At 51.5% G+C, this 19,342-nt stretch carries 13 protein-coding genes; 5 read left to right on the forward strand and 8 right to left on the reverse strand.

The features are described 5' to 3' along the window. The first annotated feature begins 11 nt into the window (after positions 1–11). From ACKU4E_RS06375 to ACKU4E_RS06395, 5 genes are all read left to right on the forward strand, one after another. Positions 12–1,172: a sulfite exporter TauE/SafE family protein gene (locus tag ACKU4E_RS06375; RefSeq protein WP_320170243.1), complete on the forward strand. Its 1,161-nt coding sequence runs from the start codon at positions 12–14 to the stop codon at positions 1,170–1,172. A 255-nt stretch (positions 1,173–1,427) separates the two neighbouring features. Next, complete coding sequence (locus ACKU4E_RS06380; protein WP_320170244.1) at positions 1,428–2,060, forward strand: hypothetical protein; 633 nt, start codon at positions 1,428–1,430, stop codon at positions 2,058–2,060. A gap of 58 nt (positions 2,061–2,118) precedes the next feature. After that, complete coding sequence (locus tag ACKU4E_RS06385; RefSeq protein WP_320172621.1) at positions 2,119–3,081, forward strand: phosphate/phosphite/phosphonate ABC transporter substrate-binding protein; 963 nt, start codon at positions 2,119–2,121, stop codon at positions 3,079–3,081. Further along, positions 3,074–5,029, forward strand: coding sequence for an ATP-binding protein (locus ACKU4E_RS06390; RefSeq protein WP_320170245.1), 1,956 nt, complete (start codon positions 3,074–3,076; stop codon positions 5,027–5,029). Before ACKU4E_RS06385 ends, ACKU4E_RS06390 begins: the two co-directional genes overlap by 8 nt. A gap of 20 nt (positions 5,030–5,049) precedes the next feature. After that, entirely contained in the window at positions 5,050–6,999 is a 1,950-nt protein-coding gene (locus ACKU4E_RS06395; RefSeq protein ID WP_320170246.1) for a PEP/pyruvate-binding domain-containing protein, read from the forward strand. 72 nt (positions 7,000–7,071) lie between these two features. Here the strand turns inward: ACKU4E_RS06395 and ACKU4E_RS06400 are convergent, their stop codons facing one another. The 8 genes from ACKU4E_RS06400 to ACKU4E_RS06435 form a co-directional block, all read right to left on the reverse strand. Continuing rightward, positions 7,072–7,815 carry a tetratricopeptide repeat protein gene (locus ACKU4E_RS06400; RefSeq protein WP_320170247.1) on the reverse strand — a complete coding sequence of 248 codons (744 nt, stop codon included), beginning with the start codon at positions 7,813–7,815 and terminating at the stop codon, positions 7,072–7,074. Positions 7,816–7,838: 23 nt separating this feature from the next. After that, the gene (locus ACKU4E_RS06405; RefSeq protein ID WP_320170248.1) at positions 7,839–9,410 is read right to left on the reverse strand and encodes a SpoIID/LytB domain-containing protein; all 1,572 of its coding nucleotides are present in this window, start codon (positions 9,408–9,410) and stop codon (positions 7,839–7,841) included. 78 nt (positions 9,411–9,488) lie between these two features. Continuing rightward, complete coding sequence (locus ACKU4E_RS06410) at positions 9,489–11,873, reverse strand: hypothetical protein (protein ID WP_320170249.1); 2,385 nt, start codon at positions 11,871–11,873, stop codon at positions 9,489–9,491. Between the two features lie 5 nt (positions 11,874–11,878). Then, entirely contained in the window at positions 11,879–14,071 is a 2,193-nt protein-coding gene (locus ACKU4E_RS06415; protein WP_320170250.1) for an AsmA-like C-terminal region-containing protein, read from the reverse strand. Positions 14,072–14,509: 438 nt separating this feature from the next. Continuing rightward, the gene (locus ACKU4E_RS06420; protein WP_320170251.1) at positions 14,510–15,529 is read right to left on the reverse strand and encodes a hypothetical protein; all 1,020 of its coding nucleotides are present in this window, start codon (positions 15,527–15,529) and stop codon (positions 14,510–14,512) included. Positions 15,530–15,546: 17 nt separating this feature from the next. Next, positions 15,547–16,752: an S-layer homology domain-containing protein gene (locus ACKU4E_RS06425; protein WP_320170252.1), complete on the reverse strand. Its 1,206-nt coding sequence runs from the start codon at positions 16,750–16,752 to the stop codon at positions 15,547–15,549. A 123-nt stretch (positions 16,753–16,875) separates the two neighbouring features. Continuing rightward, positions 16,876–17,982, reverse strand: coding sequence for a hypothetical protein (locus ACKU4E_RS06430; RefSeq protein ID WP_320170253.1), 1,107 nt, complete (start codon positions 17,980–17,982; stop codon positions 16,876–16,878). 34 nt (positions 17,983–18,016) lie between these two features. Next, a complete protein-coding gene (locus ACKU4E_RS06435) occupies positions 18,017–18,931 on the reverse strand; it encodes a hypothetical protein (protein ID WP_320170254.1) in 915 nt (304 codons plus the stop codon). Positions 18,932–19,342: the final 411 nt, after the last annotated feature.

A 19,342-nucleotide genomic window follows, 5' to 3' on the forward strand; every position in this document is an offset into this window, starting at 1 on the left:
GGAGTAACTCAATGTTCAAATCACGCAAAAGCCTTTTGATTCTGGCTCTCGCGGCGCTGGCTGTGGCGGTGTTCTTCCAACCCGCTTTTGCCGACAGACTGTCTGACGCAATCAGTTCAACCCCCAAAGGCCCTGATGCAGGCCAGATCAACACTGATCTCGCCACCGGTTTTCTGGGAATCAACGGCGCTCCCAACGTCAACCTCGTTGTCGGCTTTTTCTGGGCCCTCTGGGTAGGCTGGATCTTCTCCACTGTCGGAGCTTTCGGCGGAATCATGGCCGGTGTCGGTCACATTACCATCTATGGTTTCGGTAACTACGCTTCCAGCTTCAAAAAGACCTCTCCGGTCATGAACAAGCTGGTAACGGACTCCATCCGCGTATCCAACCAGTGGCTTGTCGGTACCTCCGCAGCCATGTCCTCCTTCAACTATTATAAGATGGGCCGCCTGGTTCTCCCCCTTGCTCTTTCCCTGGCAGCAGGCTCCATTGCCGGTTCATATCTCGTTCCCTGGCTCACCGCCGGAAAAATCTCGCTGAAGTCCTACATCGGTTTCTTCGGCCTCTTTGTCCTCGGCCTCGGCTGCTACCTGTTCTATGAAACCACTCCCAAAGGACAGGCCGGTAAGAAACAGGCCAAAGAAGCTGCAAAGGCTTTCGAAGCTTCCATCAAAACAGAAAAAGAAGGCGGAAAGGTAGACACCGCAGCCATGGGCGTAAAAGTTATCAGCTTTTCCATGTCCAAATGCGTTTTCACCTTCTACGGCGTTGAATTCTCCTTCAACCCCCTGATTCCGGTAGTCGGCGGTTTCATCATCGCAGCTCTGGCTTCCTTCCTGGGTGTTGGCGGCGGCTTCCTGCTCGTTCCCTTCCTCACCAGTGTTGCAGGCCTGCCCATGTACCTCGTTGCAGGTACCTCCGCTCTGGCTGTTCTGGTAGGTATGACCACCTCCATTTTCACTTACATGGTAGTCAAAGATACCCCGGTTTTCTGGCCCCTGATCGGCATTGAACTTCTGGGTATCCTCGTAGGCTCCTTCATCGGACCCCGTACTTCCAAGTACATCCCGGACATCTGGCTGAAACGCCTGTTCGTAATACTGGCTCTGTACGTAGGTATCCGTTACTCCTCCAAGGGATTCCTGGGATACAGCCTGCTGCCTCCGTTCTAAACCGACGCACGCCTTCCGCACCGGACCCACAACGGTGCGGAAGGAATTACACTACAAAGTCCCGGGGCCTTCCGCGCACTCCACTCAGGAAGGTTCCGGGCACCCGAAAGGACGTACGGATACGTCCATTTGAACTTTCAAAGACGGAATTTACAAACGCGGCAGATACTGATTTATCAGGAAGGCCGCACCGAGATCGGCTTAACGGGCGGAAATTGAAAGAGCCCATGGACCAAACATTACCGGAGTCATAAAATGCTGGAATCAATTTACCCGATTGTTGACGCCCTGCTCATAGGGCCTTACCGCACGGGGTTGCCTGCGGTGGCCGCTTTCTGGCTCGGATCTGCAGTTCTGGCACTGTGGTGCACACTTGGCGGCGAACTGAGCATGACTCTTGTCTATATCTGGAACCGGGATTACTACACCGATCTCAACTGCAAAATGACCCGCATGCACAATATTTCTGTCGAAGCGGTCCGGCACAAGGAAAAGGAAACCTTCAAATCCGCCAACACCTGGGCCAACGAATATTTCGGCAAGGTCTTCTTTTCCCAGGCGGCGCTGTTTGCTGTCTCGCTGTGGCCGGTTCCCTTTGCCATGGGCTGGCTGCAGGAGCGTTTTGCTGGCATAACCATTCACACTGTGCCTTTCACGGATTTTTCACTCAGCTATCCTTTTGTTTTCATTTCCTCTTATATTATTGTACGATTCACCTTCTCTAAGATCAGGCATTTCATACCTGTGCTCAAAAAAATTGATGGAATGAGAGCGGAAGATGCCGAAAAGGCCGGTGAACTGACTTCCTGGAGCGAACTTGCCCCGCAAGGTAACGCAGATGATGAAGTTGCAGGAACAGAAGAAACTCCGGTCCACGGCAGGATCTGATTCAGGTCCGGACCGTGGCGAGCTGCACGGCGACCTTTCCGCTCTCGGCGGGGAAACCATGCAGAAGCTCAAATTCATAATTCCGGCGGTCCTGCTGTTACTGGGTATCGCCCTCTATTTTTTCGGTCCTCCGCCGGAAGAAGAAGTTGTGCGTGTGGACATGTCCAAACGTGTTGAGATACGCGTTCCGGAACCGGAACCGGCCATAACTTACGCATATCTTCCGCAATATTCGCACAGGATTTCGTACCTGCGTCACAACAGGCTTATCGAATATCTATCCAAAACAACCGGACTTTCCATCCGTCAGGTCTTTCCAGATACTTTCGAGGAACACCGGCGCATGGTAGAAAGCGGAGAGATAGACATATCCTTTTCCAACCCGGTGACCTACACCCGGATAGCCCAGAGCGGAGCCCGGGCCTTTGCACGTATAATCGAGCCTTCCGGCAGTCCTACATTCAAGGGACAGATAATAACCCGCAGGGACAACCGCTACATCCACAAACTGAAGGATTGCATAGGCAAAAGCTGGATTGCCGTTGATCAGCTTTCAGCCGGAGGATACCTGTATCCGCTGGGTCTTTTTATCGACAACGGAATCAATGCCACGGATTTCAAGGATATTTCTTTTGCCCCCGGCCCCGGAGGCAAACAGGAAAAGGTGGCCCTGGCTGTTTATGCCGGTAAATACGATTTCGGTTCCATCCGCGAAGGAACCCTTGATGTTGTCCGCGATAAAATCAATGTCGACAAGATCAGGATAGTGGCCGAGACAAAATCCTACCCGGGCTGGGTCTACGCCGCCAGACGCGGACTGGACAAAGAGGTGATACGCAAGATTTCCAAAGCCATGTTCAATCTGTCAATGGATCACCCGGTTCAGGCCGGGATTCTGCGGCAGGCCGGAATGCGCGGAATAATCCCGGCCAAAGACAGCGACTACGACTCTGTGAGGAGTCTCATTCGGGAACTGGGTCTCCGCAACCTTTATGGCTGGCAGGGAGGGCAGAATGACTAATCTGCTCAACAGGCTGCGTTTCCGCACGAAAATAAATATCGGCCTGACTCTTATAGTAGGGTTCACATCGCTTATCATAACCATTTTCGTTATCCGCATGGCTTCGGATGCACTCATTGAACAGTCGCGCAAAAGGGGCGAAGTGCTTTCGGGGAACCTTGCACTGCGCGCGGAAGACCCGCTTCTGTCCATGGATCTCCTGCGGCTGGAATCCATGGTAAATGAACTGGATCAGGTGGACGATGAAATCGTTTACGCCTTCATAATGGACAACCGCAACAGAGTGATCGCAAACACCTTCAGCGATGGATTTCCCATCCAGCTCAAGGATGCCAACCCCGAGCACGGCGAATCAATCAACGTAGTGACAATAGATACCGGGACCGAACGCATATTCGACTTTGCGGCCCCCATATTCATAAGTGACAAAAGGCTCGGTACGGTCAGGCTGGGACTTTCCAGTTCCGGGATTCATTCCGTGGTCCAGAGTCTGGTCTTCGCCATATGCGCCCTCACCGGTGCAGTTCTTCTGCTCGCCGTGGTGGTCTCCACTCATTTCGCAAGGCGTATGACCATGCAGCTCGGCGCTCTGCGCAAGCATGCCCGGGACATCGTAAGAACCCACCTCGGCCCGGCGATTGAGGCTGACAGTTCTGATGCGGAAACCGGCGGGTTCATGCGCGGATTCCGCAAAGGAGATGAAATAAGCCAGCTAACGGAAACATTTGACGCTATGGCTATGTCGCTAGAATGCCACATAGAAGACCTGCAGATAACCGAGACCGATCTTACTCGGCAGAAGGAACTGCTGCGGACAATTATAAACGTAACACCGGATTTTGTTGCCCTGCTCAGCCCGCAGCTCACATACCTGGCCGTAAACAAAACCTTTGCCGAACATCTGGGCCGGACTGAAGAGGAAATAATCGGCCTTACCGATGAAGACCTCTACCCTCCCGAAGAAGCGGCCCTCAAAACGGAAGAAGCCCGTCTTGTCCTTGCAACAGGACAGCCCATAAATAAGGAAAACCGCGAAGAGGGAACTGCTGAAACTTCATCCCGCTGGTTCCACACCATTCGCGTTCCAGTCTATGGTGAAAACAACCGGATTATCGGGGTGCTTTCCACCGCCAGGGATATTACCGAACTCAAGAGCTATCAGGCCCAGCTCATACAGTCGCAGAAAATGGAATCAGTGGGCAAGCTGGCAGGTGGCGTAGCCCACGAAATAAACACCCCCCTTGGAATTATCCTGGGCTATGCCCAACTGCTGCAGGACGATTTTTCTCCGGATGATCAGGTCTACAAAGATCTGGGTATAATTGAAAAACAGACCCGCGTGTGCAGAAAAATCGTGGCCGACCTGCTCGGATTCTCACGCCAGAGCGAGAGTGAAAAGATAACCATGTGCTTCAACAATTCCATCATGGAAGTTGTCCAACTGGTCAGCCACACCTTCAAGCTGGAACAGATAGATATATCCACCAGCCTTGATGACCGCTTTCCCATAATCCACGGGGACCCGGAAAAGCTCAAGCAGGTCTGGCTGAACCTGCTTTCCAATGCCATGGAAGCAATCAGGGACAGGGGCGGCATCCATATTTCCACCAGACTGGATACTGTAGCCATGACCATCACCGCGATTTTCGCCGATACAGGACACGGAGTGGCCGCCAAGGATATCAACGCCATTTTCGACCCCTTCTTCTCAACCAAACCGGTAGGCAAAGGTACCGGCCTTGGCCTGTCGGTATCATTCGGCATAATAAAGGATCATGGCGGCACCATAGAAGTAATCAGCCCCCTGCCCGTATCTGTTCTCAAAGAATTCGATCTTCCCGAGGATTCCGGCCCGGGAACCATGTTCACTGTCGTCCTGCCGCTTGATGAAAATTCGTCCGATGAGACCATTTCCACAGTTCAGGACTCTTCCTTCTTATCAGCTTAATATGCTATCGTTACAATATCATGAAATTCCGTCACGTATTCGATCATTGGACTTATGAAACATTTCCTCCGGGAAGACTGTTGCGCCGTAGATACAACTCCTTCAAAAAACTTATGGAACTTGAGGAAGAGTGTCTCGGCATCATCGCGGAGATTGAAAATATAGGATTCGGGCAAATCCGCACCGACTGGACTCATGTGGAACAGATTTCCGCTGATCTGGGACTTAAGGCAAGGGCAATGCTTGAACAGCTTCAGGAAATGAACCCGGTCAAGTTCATGGATATCATGGACTACTACAACAAGATCAACTTCTACCTGAGAATGTCCGTAACCGTCCCTGACCCGGAAATTTCGAAGCCTTTTACTTTCGCGCTGGAAGATGCCCCGGATTATGAAGCGAAATCCGGAGCTTTCGCCGTAAACCTTGCCAGACTGAAAGAGCAGCATGTCCCTGTCTTGGACGGAATGGTGCTCGGTACCGACATTTACAACTATTTCATTGAGGCAAACAACCTGCGAATAGCCATCGACGAGATACTGACTTCGGTGGACAGTACGGAAATGCCATGCCTGAAATCAGCATCCGAACGCATAATTGACGTCTTCATGAAGGGGATAATGCCCCCGGTAATTGCCAACGAAGTCGAAATAGCCGCACTTGAAGCTTCGCGCGGCAGTGGGACACTGACCCTCTCGGCCGGTGTTACGCCCGAAGACAGCACCCACCCTCTCCCTGAAAACAGGTGCACGATAAGCCAGGTGCAGGCTCAGGACATAGTTGAGGAATGGAAAAAAGCGGCGTTATGCAAATTTACCCCAGCTTCCTTGAAAGCCCGTATCGAAACAGGATACTCTGACCGGGAATCTCCTGTGGCCGTGCTTATCCAGCCGACGCGAGGGGGTAACTTCGATGGTACTATTTCAACCGCATATACAACCGACACCGAACTGCCTCCCAAGGACAAAGAAACAGGCTGCTCGGCAATCATCTGCTCGAAAATAAAAGGAGAAATCCTCCTCTCACGTAGAGAGAAACAAAGAATTCTGCAGAAGCCCGACCCGTCACCGCTGTCTTCTCATTCGATCAAGACAATCGCGGCACTCGGCAGGCAGGCAGAAGAAATTTTCAAGGCCCCGCTGCAATGCGGATGGATTCTGGACACCCGCAACCGGGTTATGATCACCTCGGCATTTATTCATCCTCCGGTGGAAATCAAGGAACAGAATCGCATCAAACGGGCACTGCCGTTCATAGCCGGCCTCAATATCTCCCCACGCAACACGGAAATGTTTCTACCGGAAAAAAGCCGGTCCATTTACGATCTGGTTCGCTTTGCCAATGAAAAAGGAATAGAGGAAATGTTTTCACTGGTCAGCAAAAAGGGACTGGGGCTGGACGGAGCAAAGCATCTCAAGGCCCGTCAACCCATATCGCTTACGGTTCTTAACCTTGCGGACGCCCTTTTCACAACGGCTGCCGGGAAACTGGATATCTCCCCGGATGATATCGAGTCCGCTCCCATGTGGGCGCTCTGGTTCGGCCTTGGTGCAGACAGGCCGGGATGGACAGATCAGAATGCCATGGAAGGATACGCTATCCTCTCCAAAACGTATATGAACGTAACTCTGAAATCAGAAAAAGACCTGATTGAAGTTGACGCGGTCAGCGATCAGGAAAGCAGCCGCAACCACATTCACTTCCGGTTCAAGGGAGGGAGCGGGACACCGGAGGAACGCATGGCCCGCATAGTCTTCCTGAGGACAGCACTTGTCCCACAGGGGTTCGAGGTAAGCAGCAGGGGCGACTTCATCCAAGCCATGCACGGCCCGGTGCGCGAAAACGAGGTACAGAGACTGCTTGCAACAGTAGGCCACGTGATAGGTCACATCGCAACCCACCACCCCATAACCGAAAACCTAGACAGAGTTAAGGAAGAAGCAATACGTTTCATCACCGGGCTGGGCTGATCAGAAACCTGCAATTTAATAAACAGCAATTATGAACTTATTCCTCTGTACGTTTGGAAATTACCGGGGCCGTCAGCTCTCTCGCATTCTTTTTTCAACTTTTTCCAGGAAACGCAGGAGCTTGTTCTCAACATCCTGATCATCCACATATTCGATGATCATCTTTTTGGACTCTTCAAGCCCCATGTCATGCAGAAGCTCGCGCAACCGCATTCTCAACTGCGCCTTCTCCCGTTTTACATGCAGGTCTTCCAGCAGGTCGGCAGCGTAATCATAATCGCGCCTAGCCAGAGCCTTGCGAAAATTTGTCCTGACAAAATGCGAATAAAATCTGCCCGATATACCTGAAAGTAGAGTTCCGAGCCAGACCCCGACCACAAGAGTGACCAGATCGGCAACACGCTCCTGCGCAATATTGATCCACTCGGAAATATCCCTGTCCTTAAGCAGATCCTGAGTTTTGCGCATTTCCACGATAAGCCGCTTGGCGACAGGGTTGTTCTTGTTTATTTCAAGTGCCTTACGGAACTGGGCCTCGGCTTTTTCAAGATCCCCCATCTTGTAATAGGCCCTGCCGAGCATACTCCAGAGCCAGTCCGAATCAGGGTGATCTCTCAGGCAGTCTTCCAACACCTGTACAGCCTGACTGTACTCCTTGATGTCGATAAGTTCCTGCCCCCTGCGCCCGCAGGCCAGTTCGGACTCAATTGCTCCGGCAGTACCGGGCTCCGCAGCCCGGCACTCAATCAGAGTAAACAATATCCCCAGGGTGACAACAACACAGACCACCCAGACAATTCTTTCAATTCTGTTCATTGCGTTACCTTGAACCGCACTCTCTACCACAACTGATCAATGGAGCTTCCGGGATAGTAGAAGTTGAGAATGGTATCGTATTTCTTTGTTTTCCCCAGTTCCGCAGAACCCCACTGTGAATAGCCGACCCCGTGGCCCCATCCGTTACCCTTGAATACGTAATAACCGCCTTCCCGATCAATCCGCAGCAGGATATCCGGCAGGCTCAACACCCTCGAACTGCCGAGCGTGGTCCTCGTTCTCAGGTCGCGATGTCCGCCGCTGTACTTGATACGGACTTTGGTAATACGCCCGGACGGTCCCTTTTCCAGCGGTTCTATTGACTTAATGCCCGGCACTGAAATGCCGATTTTCTTGAGTTTACTTTCTATGGTCGCCACTTTGAATTTTCTGGTCCATGTCGCCATCTTTCCCTTGAGGCTGGCCGGGTCCTTGTGGGCAACAAGGTAATCCTTGCCGGTACCGAAAATAGCCTTTGCATCGGCGGTATACCCGCCGCTGTTCGCTGTGTACTGAGAAAGAATAGGCTTCTTCTTGTACACCAGCACCTTTCCGCGTGTCTGTTTTACCGCTGCATCGGTCCTTTTGTCCTCACGATCAACTCCCCCATACATCTGATCGTAGGTGTCAGCGTAGACATCATAAAAAAGGTGAGTACGGTGCAGCTTCTGGTAGTAGGCGTAGGTACGCGCTGCAATCGCCTGAGCCTTAAGAGCTTCGGCAGGCCATGACGCGTAGGATTCCGCCGGTACTACGGATTTAAGATAATCCTCGATATCGACAAGGTTGAGGATAAGGAGTTTACCCTTGCGGATGCTGACATCCACAACACCGCGCACCCGTTTTTTCTCCGAACCGTAAGCCACCTTGAGCGGAGTCTTGGAGGTGAATTTAATCCGCTTCGCAGACACGGTTTTGCCGTCCAGAACAAGCTTGTCTCCCTTCAGTCCGACCGTGTATTTCTTTCCGCAGCCCATGGCATCGGTGCAGATGCTGTCTTCCTTTCCCCCGGCGGTTACCACCATGGAAGTTACACTGCGGCTCAGGCAGACCCGGAGTTCGGGCTCCTTGCCGACAGGGACCTTTACTTCAGGCTTTTCTTCCGGTTTTTTCTTCACTTCCATTGTCGAAACAACGGCTTCCACCTGATACCGGAATTTGCCGTCCGGGAAATATTTCAGATACTGTTTAAAGACCGAACGGGATTTATCATACAGATTCATCTGATAATAGAGAAACCCCAGCCGATACAGGGCTGTTTCGGAATAGTCCGGGTAATTGCGCCCGACCATCCGGTAAATATCCGCAGCCTTTTCCGGCGCGTCCAGAAAAGTTGAAAGCACCATGGCCTTGCCGAACATTGCATTCACTCTGGTCTTGGCTACCGGCGAGAAGTCTATCGCGGTATCATACTGTTCCAGCGCTTCAAAATATTTACCTATGTCTATCAGATAACTTGCGTAGTTGATGTGCCACTGCGCCTGTGCCTGATCCTCGATTTCAACCTGAGAATAAGTGCGTGCCGAAACGTCCTGAACGGAAACGGCCCCCAGCAGAATGAATAAGATGAAAATCTTAAAGAATACGGACTTCATAAAACTAACTCCATACCATATTTATTCCTTCGATCACGGACAACCTTAATCTTCCACCCGGTGGAGGGAAAGGTCATTTTACTGCTTCCCGGAATCATTCTGGACCGGTGCTCCTGCCGGAGACTTGGGGGAGCCCTCTTCCGGCCGGGGCGCCAACTGATCAAGATAGTCTTTCATGTACAGCAGATTGCTGTCCGCAGGGCTCAGCAGCAAAGCCTTTTCCAATACCTGCCGGGCCTGCCTGAAATCTCCCTTGTTAAGCAGATAGCGGACATAAAGCTGATGAAGCCTAACATCATAGGGAAATTTGGAAATTCCCTCATCAAGCACTTCCGCAAGAGCAAGATCATCGCTCAGAGCCAGTAGCGTATAGGCCAGGTACAGATAGATATCCCGGTCATCCTTGATTTTAACAGCCTTGTTCAAGGCCTGGTAGGCATCACCGTAATGCTGACTGTGAAACGCTGCAATCCCCTGCTTTTTCAAATCAGAGAACTGCTTTTCAAGCACTTCCGGGGTAACCGGCCGGTCATCAACAAGAACTATCATGCGCCCGTGCGGGTACGGAGCATCCAGTATGCTTTTAACCAGCACATCCCCTTCCACAAGCAGATTTTCCGCAGAAGAGGTTCCCAGATAATTACCGGCGACAGCCAGACGGCTTGCGGCCCTTATATTTATTTTATTGTCGAATATATTGCAGTCACTGATCGAGGTATCGCCTCCGGCAAAATCAACCCCGACAGTACAATTGCTGATGCTGCTGCGTACAACCGAACCGTTACCGGCGCTTATGGCAATTCCGGTTTCAACACCGCTTATATGCAACCCCTTGAAATCATAATTTCCGCTTTCGTCCACTGAAACAGCGGTTTTTCCACCGGCAAAAACGGAAGAACGAATTTCGCAATAACCGCCCTTATCCACCACAGCATCACGAAAACAGCTGAATTCGGACTGACTTACCAGCGCCTTTCCACCGGGATGAACAACAATTCCTGCAGAACCGTTGGAGTTGTAGCGGATTGGGGAACTTATATCTCCGACGGATTCGAATTCACCATGCACATCAATGCGTGCCGCAGTCAGAAAACGGATTCTGGTCCCGGACGGGACCGTAAACTTTGCTCCCTCCGGAACGGCAGCCGGAACCGAGAGCAGATAATTGCCCTTTACAAGTGTCCCGCTAAGCTGCCCGAAAAGCTCCCGCTCATCGAACTGAGGCATAACGGCCTTGACCAGTCCATTTGGAGCGGACAGGTTTCCTGCCTTATCCACACTGCGGACACGATAATAGATTGTTCCGCCCTGCATAATGTCCGGGTCGAGATAACTGTTCTCCCTGGTACGGACAACCGTTTCAAAGCCTCCGACCGGATCGGCGGACTTCTCAACTATGAACTCCTCAAGATCATCTGCACCGGGGACCTTCCAGCGGAGATGTACTCCGTCACGATCAGCCCGGTATTCAACGTCGTCCGGTTTGGGCGGCAGCGTTCCGTCTATATCAATCAATGAACCGGATTCAAGCCAAAGACGATCCACTCCGTTTGACTTGCGCATATGCACCATCAGCGGCTCACTGGCACCTTTATCCCCTTCACGGACAACATAAAAACCTTCATAGACTCCCTGCGAAGTCTGCGGCAGGGGTATGTTTTTCCTGAATTCACCGAGATCGAACGAACAGCTCAGTCCGGGTTCGGCATCAACGCGCACAGTGATGCGCTGCCCCACACCGAAAAGGCGGTTATCCACGTTGGTATCCACGGCGATTACTTCCGGAAGCTTCGGCCCCTTGGGGCAATCGGGAAGCATCTGCGCCATGTTCCAGGCCCAGTCGTAAACGACCATACGCATCTGCCGCCGGATGGGATCGGAAAAGACTTCCTCCACTATTGTTCCGGCCAGGGAAAAGACTCCGGTCGGTACGGAAACCCTGCGCTTTGAAGCGCTGTCCCGCCATTTTCCGACCAATGTTCCGGCCGCGTTCACCATCTGCACTTCGGCATCAAGCTGAAAAAGATCAAACGCCAGCGCCTTGAGCATATCGGCGCTGTATATATCCAACCGGACAAGCCCGTCGGCCTGAAGGGCCTTGCACAATTCTGCATCGCTGAGCTTTTTCCAGCCGTTGTCGCGTCCCAGACCTGCCAGCGTGTTATCCACAACCCCTTTCTGGATCGGCATGAATCCCTTACCTGCGAGTTGGTTGGAAATGGCCGCGCGGGCAATATCCGCCACAAAAACCCGGTCATCATCCATCACGAGCACGGACTTGTGCTCGGTTGAATTGCTCTCATGCTCAACGTATTCAGCAGGAAGAACGGCAATCCTGTATGGAATCGCTTCTTCCTCGGTATATTGAACAGACTGCGGTGTTTTCTTGCCCAGACAGCCGCCCATGACAAGAACACACAACAACACCGGCATCAGTATAAAAATTCTGTAATTAACTTTCATTGCTCTTACGACTTCAGTTTACGGTCCACATTAAACGAATTCACTGTACCGAGCACAGACCGGACCTGTCCATCCATGGTCAGCCTTCGGTCTTCCAGTGAATACGTCCCCCCACCCCAGGCCTGCAGAATTCTTCCCTTGAAATTAAAGGAATTGAGAACAAGTTTTTTCCCGGCAAATTTTGCGCGCAGTGTAGCGGAATCGAAATTAAGCCCCTCCCCGGCATGCGGGCTCATGGAAACGGCATCGAGAAAATCGATAAAAAATCCCAGTCGCGGATCAAGATTGGCAAGATTGAAAATCTGAAGGCCGTCTATCTTGGCTGTGGCGTCCCCCCTTGCGGACTCGGCCAAGGCCTCCGGATTGGAGCCCTGCACGAACATATTTGCGTTCAGGTAAATCCGACCGCGCAGGGAGACCGAGAGGTCCTTTGCAAAACAGGCAATCAGACTTGGCAGACTGGTTCCGCGCCCCTTCACATTGCACTGTGCGGCCATGCTGTCACCGGCAAACACCACGTCGGCATTGAGGTTTAAATGGAAAAGCTTACCGCTGGCCTTGAGCACCGCCCTTGATTTTCCGCTCTGCAGATAAACGGCCACATCGCTGAAAGGCCAGTCGTTGTAATAAAATTTTCTGATGGAAGCCTTGCCGCTCAGGGCTCTGCCGAGCAACGGCGAAAAATCGAAGGGTTGTGCATCCGCCGTTTTAGATACAGGTTCCGCACCCGAGTCACTGTCGTTATCCTTTTGGCCCGGCCTACGGATGCTCATGGATTTCAGCTGCGCCTCATAGGCTTCCCCCTTATATCGGGGGGTATTAAGCCTTCCAGAAGCGGAAATACTGGTATCCTTGTAGGTCAGCTCCGTATCGAAGACGGTCTGAAAAGAATTTTTTTTTTCAGCCGAGCAGGTAATCAGATAATCAAACAGTGAAAAATCAAGCGCCTCTGCCTTGAACCGAGCCTTATTCATATCAAATGGAAATGCAAGTGAAGCCTGCATGTTACAACTTCCGCCTGTTGCAGAAGCCAGATTGAACCGCCGCACAGAAACAACAGGCTTGCCATCCTTGATCTCAAGGTCGACATCGATATCGGATATGGAAAGTTCCTGCTTCCGGCCCTCAAGCGACTCCAGTTCCAGCACGAGGTCCTTGGCTGAAACTGTCATCTTGCCGGACATTTTGGCTTTACCGGCAGCGGTCCCGGCAGGAGAATAAAGGGTCAGCCCGGTTATCACCAGTGTTCCCCTGGGGGTAATGGACTTGAGCTTTGCAGATTCGCACAGGCTTCTGGTAGCGTTGCGGCCTCGCTCGCTCTTTCCGGCCATTGCAAAAAGCTGTCCGGCATCAAGCTTGGCCTCCTCAAGCGTAACCTCAAACGCCCCGCCCTGACCCAATTTCATGGAAAGATTCTTACCTTCAGTCGAATCAAGAACCAGTCCTCCGGCCCGCAAATCCATTGTTCCGGCTGCGCTGTCCACGCTGAAATCAAGCCCCGTGGTCTCAAACCTGCCCGCATCGGCCAGCTCGGGAACAGTGTTGTTGCCCATGTAACCGAATCCGGTCAGAAATCCCAGAAAAGCAGCCGGATCAATTGCGCATTCCGTGGCCTGAAGATTCAGCTTGAGCGGCGATGTGGAAACCATATCCAGTCGACCGGAAAATTTGAATCCAAGTTCGGCAATGCTTGCGCTGCGCACATTGAATGCGAAACCCTGACTTTCCTTTTCCATGGAAGCGGAAACCGTTAGCGGTCCCGGATTATATCCGTCGGTAAGAAGCAACTGTCCGGAAACGACATCCAGCCGGTCAGGAAAAACAGACGGAAGAACGATGTCTCCTCCCGAATCAGCGGAACCTTCCCTGTGTGCAGCAGCCTGCACGGCCGGGTCATTGAGGACCACATGCCTAAGCCTGACATCGCCGGTAAGAAGACTTGCGATATCCGGATATATTTCCAGCATAGGCACACTTACGGTATCAACCCCGTTATGTACCCGCAGATTACGGATTCTCAGCGAAGGAAGCGGGGAATAATGGAATTCTATATCTTCCATTTCAATACCCATGTCGGTCATTTCAGAAAGCAGTTTCTGCGCGGCTTCTGCAAAATAGACCCTGACCAGCACCCCCGACCCGATGATCAGAACCGCTGCAACCAGTCCGAAAATTATCAGTCCCTTTCTGCGTAACACCCTGCACCGCCTTCTTTAAGACTGTCCACGAAGCAACCGTGCGGAAGCCGGCCCTTTAGGGGCGGCCTCCGGCGGCCGGGGAAGGGGAACTTTTGCAAAAGTTCCCCTTCCCCGGACCACATCCCCTCAAAAACTTTTAACCCGGCTTCGCCGATGAAAGCGATATACCGATTTGAAATTTGAAAGATTGTATCAAAAAATTATGTTTATAAAATATGGTTATTGCCTTAACTGCTCATAATTTTAAATAAAAACAGACAATATTACCATAGCCTACTTAAACAACGAGGGATTCCAAAGGGGATTATCCCCTTTGGCCGCCGGGGCGAAATTAAATTATCAAAAGCGCGAAGCGCATCAAATTCAGCATCTTAAATGCGGTATTGCGGACTAAAAAACGCCTCCGACAGTGTTGCCGGAGGCGTTTATCCACATTGATTATTTAAGTACGAACACGACTCTTGCCTGTGCCAGCAGATTGTACTGCTGGTCATAAGCGAAGACTGCTGTTGCGTCTTCAGTACTGACCACTGCGTCGGTCACGTTCTGCACAGTCCTGCCCTTCAGCACGACAGGGGACTTGGAGCCCCATGATTCGAGGAGTGCGCGAGCCTTCTGCAGATCAGTGGTATAACCACCGCAACCGCGTTCTATAAGAACCTGATTGAGGACCTTGGAAGGATCAAACAGAACCTCGTTGTTCTCGGTCAGAATACGGTTGACCAGAGCGGGCTTGAAATCAAAATCGCGAACATCAACGATAATACCGTCAATGGGAGTCTTTACAGCATCCTGAATCTTTCCTGCTGTTTCCTCAGTTGTCGGGATAGGCTTCTCTTCTGCTGCGGCAACCTGTTCCCCGGCTGCGGGTTTCTGCTCTGTTGCGGCAGGAGCGGTTTCCGTGGCAGGCTTGGTTTCGGCTACGGCAGGAGTTTCGGCCTTAACCGCAGGCTTGGTTTCTTCCGGCAGCGGGACAATTTCGGGTACGGATTCAGGCTTGAATGCCGGGATATCACGGACCTTGAGTTCCTGAGGTCTATTTAAAATAATATCTTCGAACGCGCTGTAGACTGAGTCATGACCATGCAGGTTCAGACGCAGGCAAACACGGGCATAACCTTCGGTGCGGTCATACGCTTCTCCGCAGGGAACCGCCCCGCGCAGAGAACCTTCCACGGATGTCTTGATGTTGTCACTGGTAAGCATTCCGTCACGCACAGTCGTTTTGCCGGAAAGCCGCAATCCCTGATAGATTTCCAGCAGCCTGCGCTGGGCGACAACTTCTGCTGCACGTTTTGCGCGGTAACGGCTCTGCCCGGCTTCGGACTCACCTATTACCTGAATATAACCCTTCTGAAAAACGTCATCGGGCTGAACCACCTCAACAATGTTATCTCCGGCCAGAGCGGAACCTGCAAAAAGCATCACCGCAATAATGGCAAACAGTAATTTTTTCACTTTATCCTCCACTCCGTCTAATAAATATTCATTATGTTGCGCAAACGCATGAGGGAAAGAATCAGGTCGGCACCGTCCATATTGTCATCCGGACGGAAAGCACCGGAAAGATCCGTTTCCATGAGGTTCCTGTTAACGACAGTAACCACGGCGTTGTAACAGGCGTCAGTTGCCTTGACATCGGGGTAAAGAGACTTGCTCTGTCCTAGATGCTGGGTGGACATGGATTCATCACCGGTAAGCTTGATGAGGACATCTTCAAGCACCAGTGCCAGTTCCTTGCGGGTTACCGGCTTGTCCGGGTAGAACAGCTCCGCCCTGGTCTTCTGATCATAGGAAGGCTGCAGTCCGCGCACGTGCCACTTGAGCACAGTCAGAATTTCCGGCTCAAACATGTGCTGGGTAACATCGGCGGGAACAAAATCCGCTTTGGGATCACTTCCCGGAACAGGAATGCGACCGGCAAACAGACGGTCCAGATGCAGTTCATCCACCAGCAGCGCGGCGACATCGGCGCGATCAACCTTTTCCTTTACCGCTATCATCTTGGCCACATCGGTAAGAGTATAGTTGCTCATGGCCCGAAGTATCTTCTGGGCCCTGCTGTACAAAGCGTTGGCCTTGTCATGCCATTTGCCGGGAGAAGCGGCCAGTACCATTCCAAGGGAATCCTCGGCCTTGCGGAACTCTCCACCCTTGAAATATGCCTGCCCCATGAAATAATACAGGGCCTCGATGTTACGGTAGTACGGAAGAGCCTCTTCCTTTACTTCCTTGATCATAAGCTTTGCGTCGGCACAAAGATCTTCCGCACGCTGCAGCCACCCTCTGGTGGCAATGTGGGTGTAGACCCTTATCCCGGTCACATACACACTGAATTTCTGCGAACGGTCACGCCTTGCTTCCCGCACGGCCTTATCAAACTGGTCGATTGCCCTTTCGGCATCCGCTGCATTGTATTTGGCATCGCTTTCAGCCTCGGCCCGCAGCGCATAGACCAGTGCCTTGCCTGCTATGGCCGGTGCGTATTCATCATCAAGGGCAACGGCCCGTTCAAAGCGCACAAAAGCCTTATCCGGCATTCCCTGATCAATCAGTTCCATGCCCATAAGATAATGATGCGCCGGATTGTCTTCAACAGACTGTGGCTGCACCTTTTTCCCGCAGCCCGCAAGGGATAGAACCAGAAGCAGGCCGGTCAACAGTAACAGATTTTTTTTCATCGGGTATTCCTCCTTACTGCGGATGCATCCGACAGCGATCATGGTTCATTCATATATAAACCATGCTGGAAAACAAGCGAGGGTAAAAAACTGTCCGCAATCCCCTCGCCCGGCGTTCTCCGTTTAGAAGCCTTCTGGATTCTCCCAGCGGAACTTCAATGATCTTCCATCCATCTTGCTCTTGAACTTCTCTACACCTATGTCCTTGAGCGAACTCTGAACCCGTTTGAACAAAGCCTCAGGACGAAGTGTGGACCAGTAAACAAGTTCCATATTCTTTTCATTTCTGCGCTTTACTTCCTTGCGCACAAATCCCGGAACATCTTCCAGAACACGCCCGACCTGATCAATTTCCGGGAACCCGGTAAAGAGCAGTTCGTAACGGAAGCCCTGCCCCCGATCCAACTCGGATTCCATGTAGCTCAACATGTCGCGGGCAATACGCACAGATGCCCAGTACACTTCCGGCTTTGCTGCCTCGGTGGCCTCGGCGTAACGCTGTGCGGGCTTTCCGGAGAGAGACACATACTTTTCGACAGGTCTGCGCACTTCCGCCACCTTGAGACGATCGGAAATACGGATACAGGACATATGCAGGACCGGGTTGGCCGACTGCGGCAGTTCAAGTTCCACGTTCACCACATAATCGGCCTTCAACATGCTGTTGTATTTTACAGCCTTGTCCAGATTCATCTGTCCTTCTATTGAATGATAGGTGGCCCTGGTCAAAGGCCAGTCGATTACTTCGAACCGAAACTTGTCTCCGAAAACACGTGAAACATCGTGAACAAGTGATTTCATGGCTTCCGGAGGTACGGAACTGAAACCGGATTCGGAAGCGAAAATAAGCAACCGGGGAAGATTGGACATCTTCTGCAATATGGCGAGAGTGCCGTAATCCCCGTAAAGAAGGTCGGCATTCACTTCCGCATTGATGGTTATTGTATATCCGTCAGGCAACGCGCCTTCGCTTATAACCTTGTAGGACGAAACATAACCTTTGGAATGGCTCGCAATCTCATCACGCACAAGCACTCCGGATTCCACAATGGAATCTGAAGCAATGGCGGTTCCGATGGCAATTTCAACAGCAGACCGCAGGGCCGAATTAAGAGCCTGATGGCGGTCTATGCCCTCCCCGGTGGCCTCCACGGCAAAAGCCGAGGAGGCGCAAAGAAGGAGTGCCAGAGAAATTACGACCATCTTGGAGTACAATTTCAAGAAGGACATGGAGACCTCTTTTATTTCTGTTTAAATCCCTTGACTACCAATCGTTGTTATTCTGCTGCTTGCGCTGCTTTACGCGATGCTGCTTAACAACCTTGACTTCCTGTCCGGAAATATAAACCCGGCCCTTCATGTTCATCTTCCTGAGCATACGGGTGATATTTCTCTTGAGGTGAGCGGAATCAATGGAGGTGTTGTACCACATTTCATGATGTGAAGAGGTATTGAGGGCGTTGGACTTGGGACGGTGGCTATCATAACCGGTGAAGATGGTGATGTAGTCTTCAACATCAAGCATATCGTCATCGGTAAAACCGTCAAAGATCATGACCCATTCCTTGACCCTGCCGCCGGAACCGACAGCACCGGAGCCGGAAGAATCTCCTCCACCTTCAGGATAGTAGCCTTCAAGCCTGTCTGCCAACACAGCGGCAACATCGGCACCGATGATCTTGGACATCTTGCCTACCGATTCAAGCACATCATTTCTGCTGTAGGGAGAAGGAACAAGCTGATACTGCTGAGGTTCTGCCTCGAAATTGCCAAGCCTTGAGCCGTCCCATACGGAAAGGAGACGACCTTCCACCCTTGCGGTAGCGCGCACGCTGTTCTGATTCTGCTTAACATTCGGATAGATGCTGAAAATAACCAGCACATCGATACCGGCATCCTTGGCAATCTGGATGAGTTCGGCATCATTGCGTCTGGTACGGCCCTGCACATGGGTCATATGGGTCAGAGCGGTTTCGTCTTTAACATCAAAACCGCGATTGACCAGTTCATTGGAAATTGCATTGAGAACGCGTTTGAACACCCGGTTGTTGCGGGGGATGGTATCGGTATCAGCATCTTCCCCCACAATCATCAGCCTGGGCAAATCACTAGCCAGGGAGATTGACGGCACCACAAAAAAACTAAACAGGGCAACCAGAAGCAAAATGGTTCTTTTCATGACTCTCTCCTTTTGAAAATTATTGTTCCTCTGTTCAGCCGGGATATCCCGACATTAACTGCTACATATATTACATGCAGCCTCACAGTGCAGGATGCATGAACAAACCTATCAAAACTTTAGCAAATCAATCGATATATTTATATCATATTTTCATATCTTGGCAACAAAAACCGCCTTAACCGGCCTCTCTTATCCCGACAGAATCAGTCAAAGAAGGTAATCAAAGGATTACAAGCTGATACATAGAATCAGCCTTCAGGTCAAACCTCTTTGAAAAAAATATTCACATCTACCACCCCTAGCCCGCTTTCAGGAACCGGCAGACCGCTTAAAACGGCAGCGGCAACATAGACCTTATTGAAAAACCTACCGTTTTATGTATATCTTTCAGCGGTAAGACTTATCCAC

Source organism: Maridesulfovibrio sp. (assembly GCF_963677005.1).
Classification (GTDB): domain Bacteria; phylum Desulfobacterota; class Desulfovibrionia; order Desulfovibrionales; family Desulfovibrionaceae; genus Maridesulfovibrio.

Bases quoted from the DNA above. Each gene is read 5' to 3' on its own strand.
- ACKU4E_RS06375 (WP_320170243.1), top strand. From the start codon at position 12: ATGTTCAAATCACGCAAAAGCCTTTTGATTCTGGCTCTCGCGGCGCTG.
- ACKU4E_RS06380 (WP_320170244.1), top strand. From the start codon at position 1,428: ATGCTGGAATCAATTTACCCGATTGTTGACGCCCTGCTCATAGGGCCT.
- ACKU4E_RS06385 (WP_320172621.1), top strand. From the start codon at position 2,119: ATGCAGAAGCTCAAATTCATAATTCCGGCGGTCCTGCTGTTACTGGGT.
- ACKU4E_RS06390 (WP_320170245.1), top strand. From the start codon at position 3,074: ATGACTAATCTGCTCAACAGGCTGCGTTTCCGCACGAAAATAAATATC.
- ACKU4E_RS06395 (WP_320170246.1), top strand. From the start codon at position 5,050: ATGAAATTCCGTCACGTATTCGATCATTGGACTTATGAAACATTTCCT.
- ACKU4E_RS06400 (WP_320170247.1), bottom strand. From the start codon at position 7,815: ATGAACAGAATTGAAAGAATTGTCTGGGTGGTCTGTGTTGTTGTCACC.
- ACKU4E_RS06405 (WP_320170248.1), bottom strand. From the start codon at position 9,410: ATGAAGTCCGTATTCTTTAAGATTTTCATCTTATTCATTCTGCTGGGG.
- ACKU4E_RS06410 (WP_320170249.1), bottom strand. From the start codon at position 11,873: ATGAAAGTTAATTACAGAATTTTTATACTGATGCCGGTGTTGTTGTGT.
- ACKU4E_RS06425 (WP_320170252.1), bottom strand. From the start codon at position 16,752: ATGAAAAAAAATCTGTTACTGTTGACCGGCCTGCTTCTGGTTCTATCC.
- ACKU4E_RS06430 (WP_320170253.1), bottom strand. From the start codon at position 17,982: ATGTCCTTCTTGAAATTGTACTCCAAGATGGTCGTAATTTCTCTGGCA.
- ACKU4E_RS06435 (WP_320170254.1), bottom strand. From the start codon at position 18,931: ATGAAAAGAACCATTTTGCTTCTGGTTGCCCTGTTTAGTTTTTTTGTG.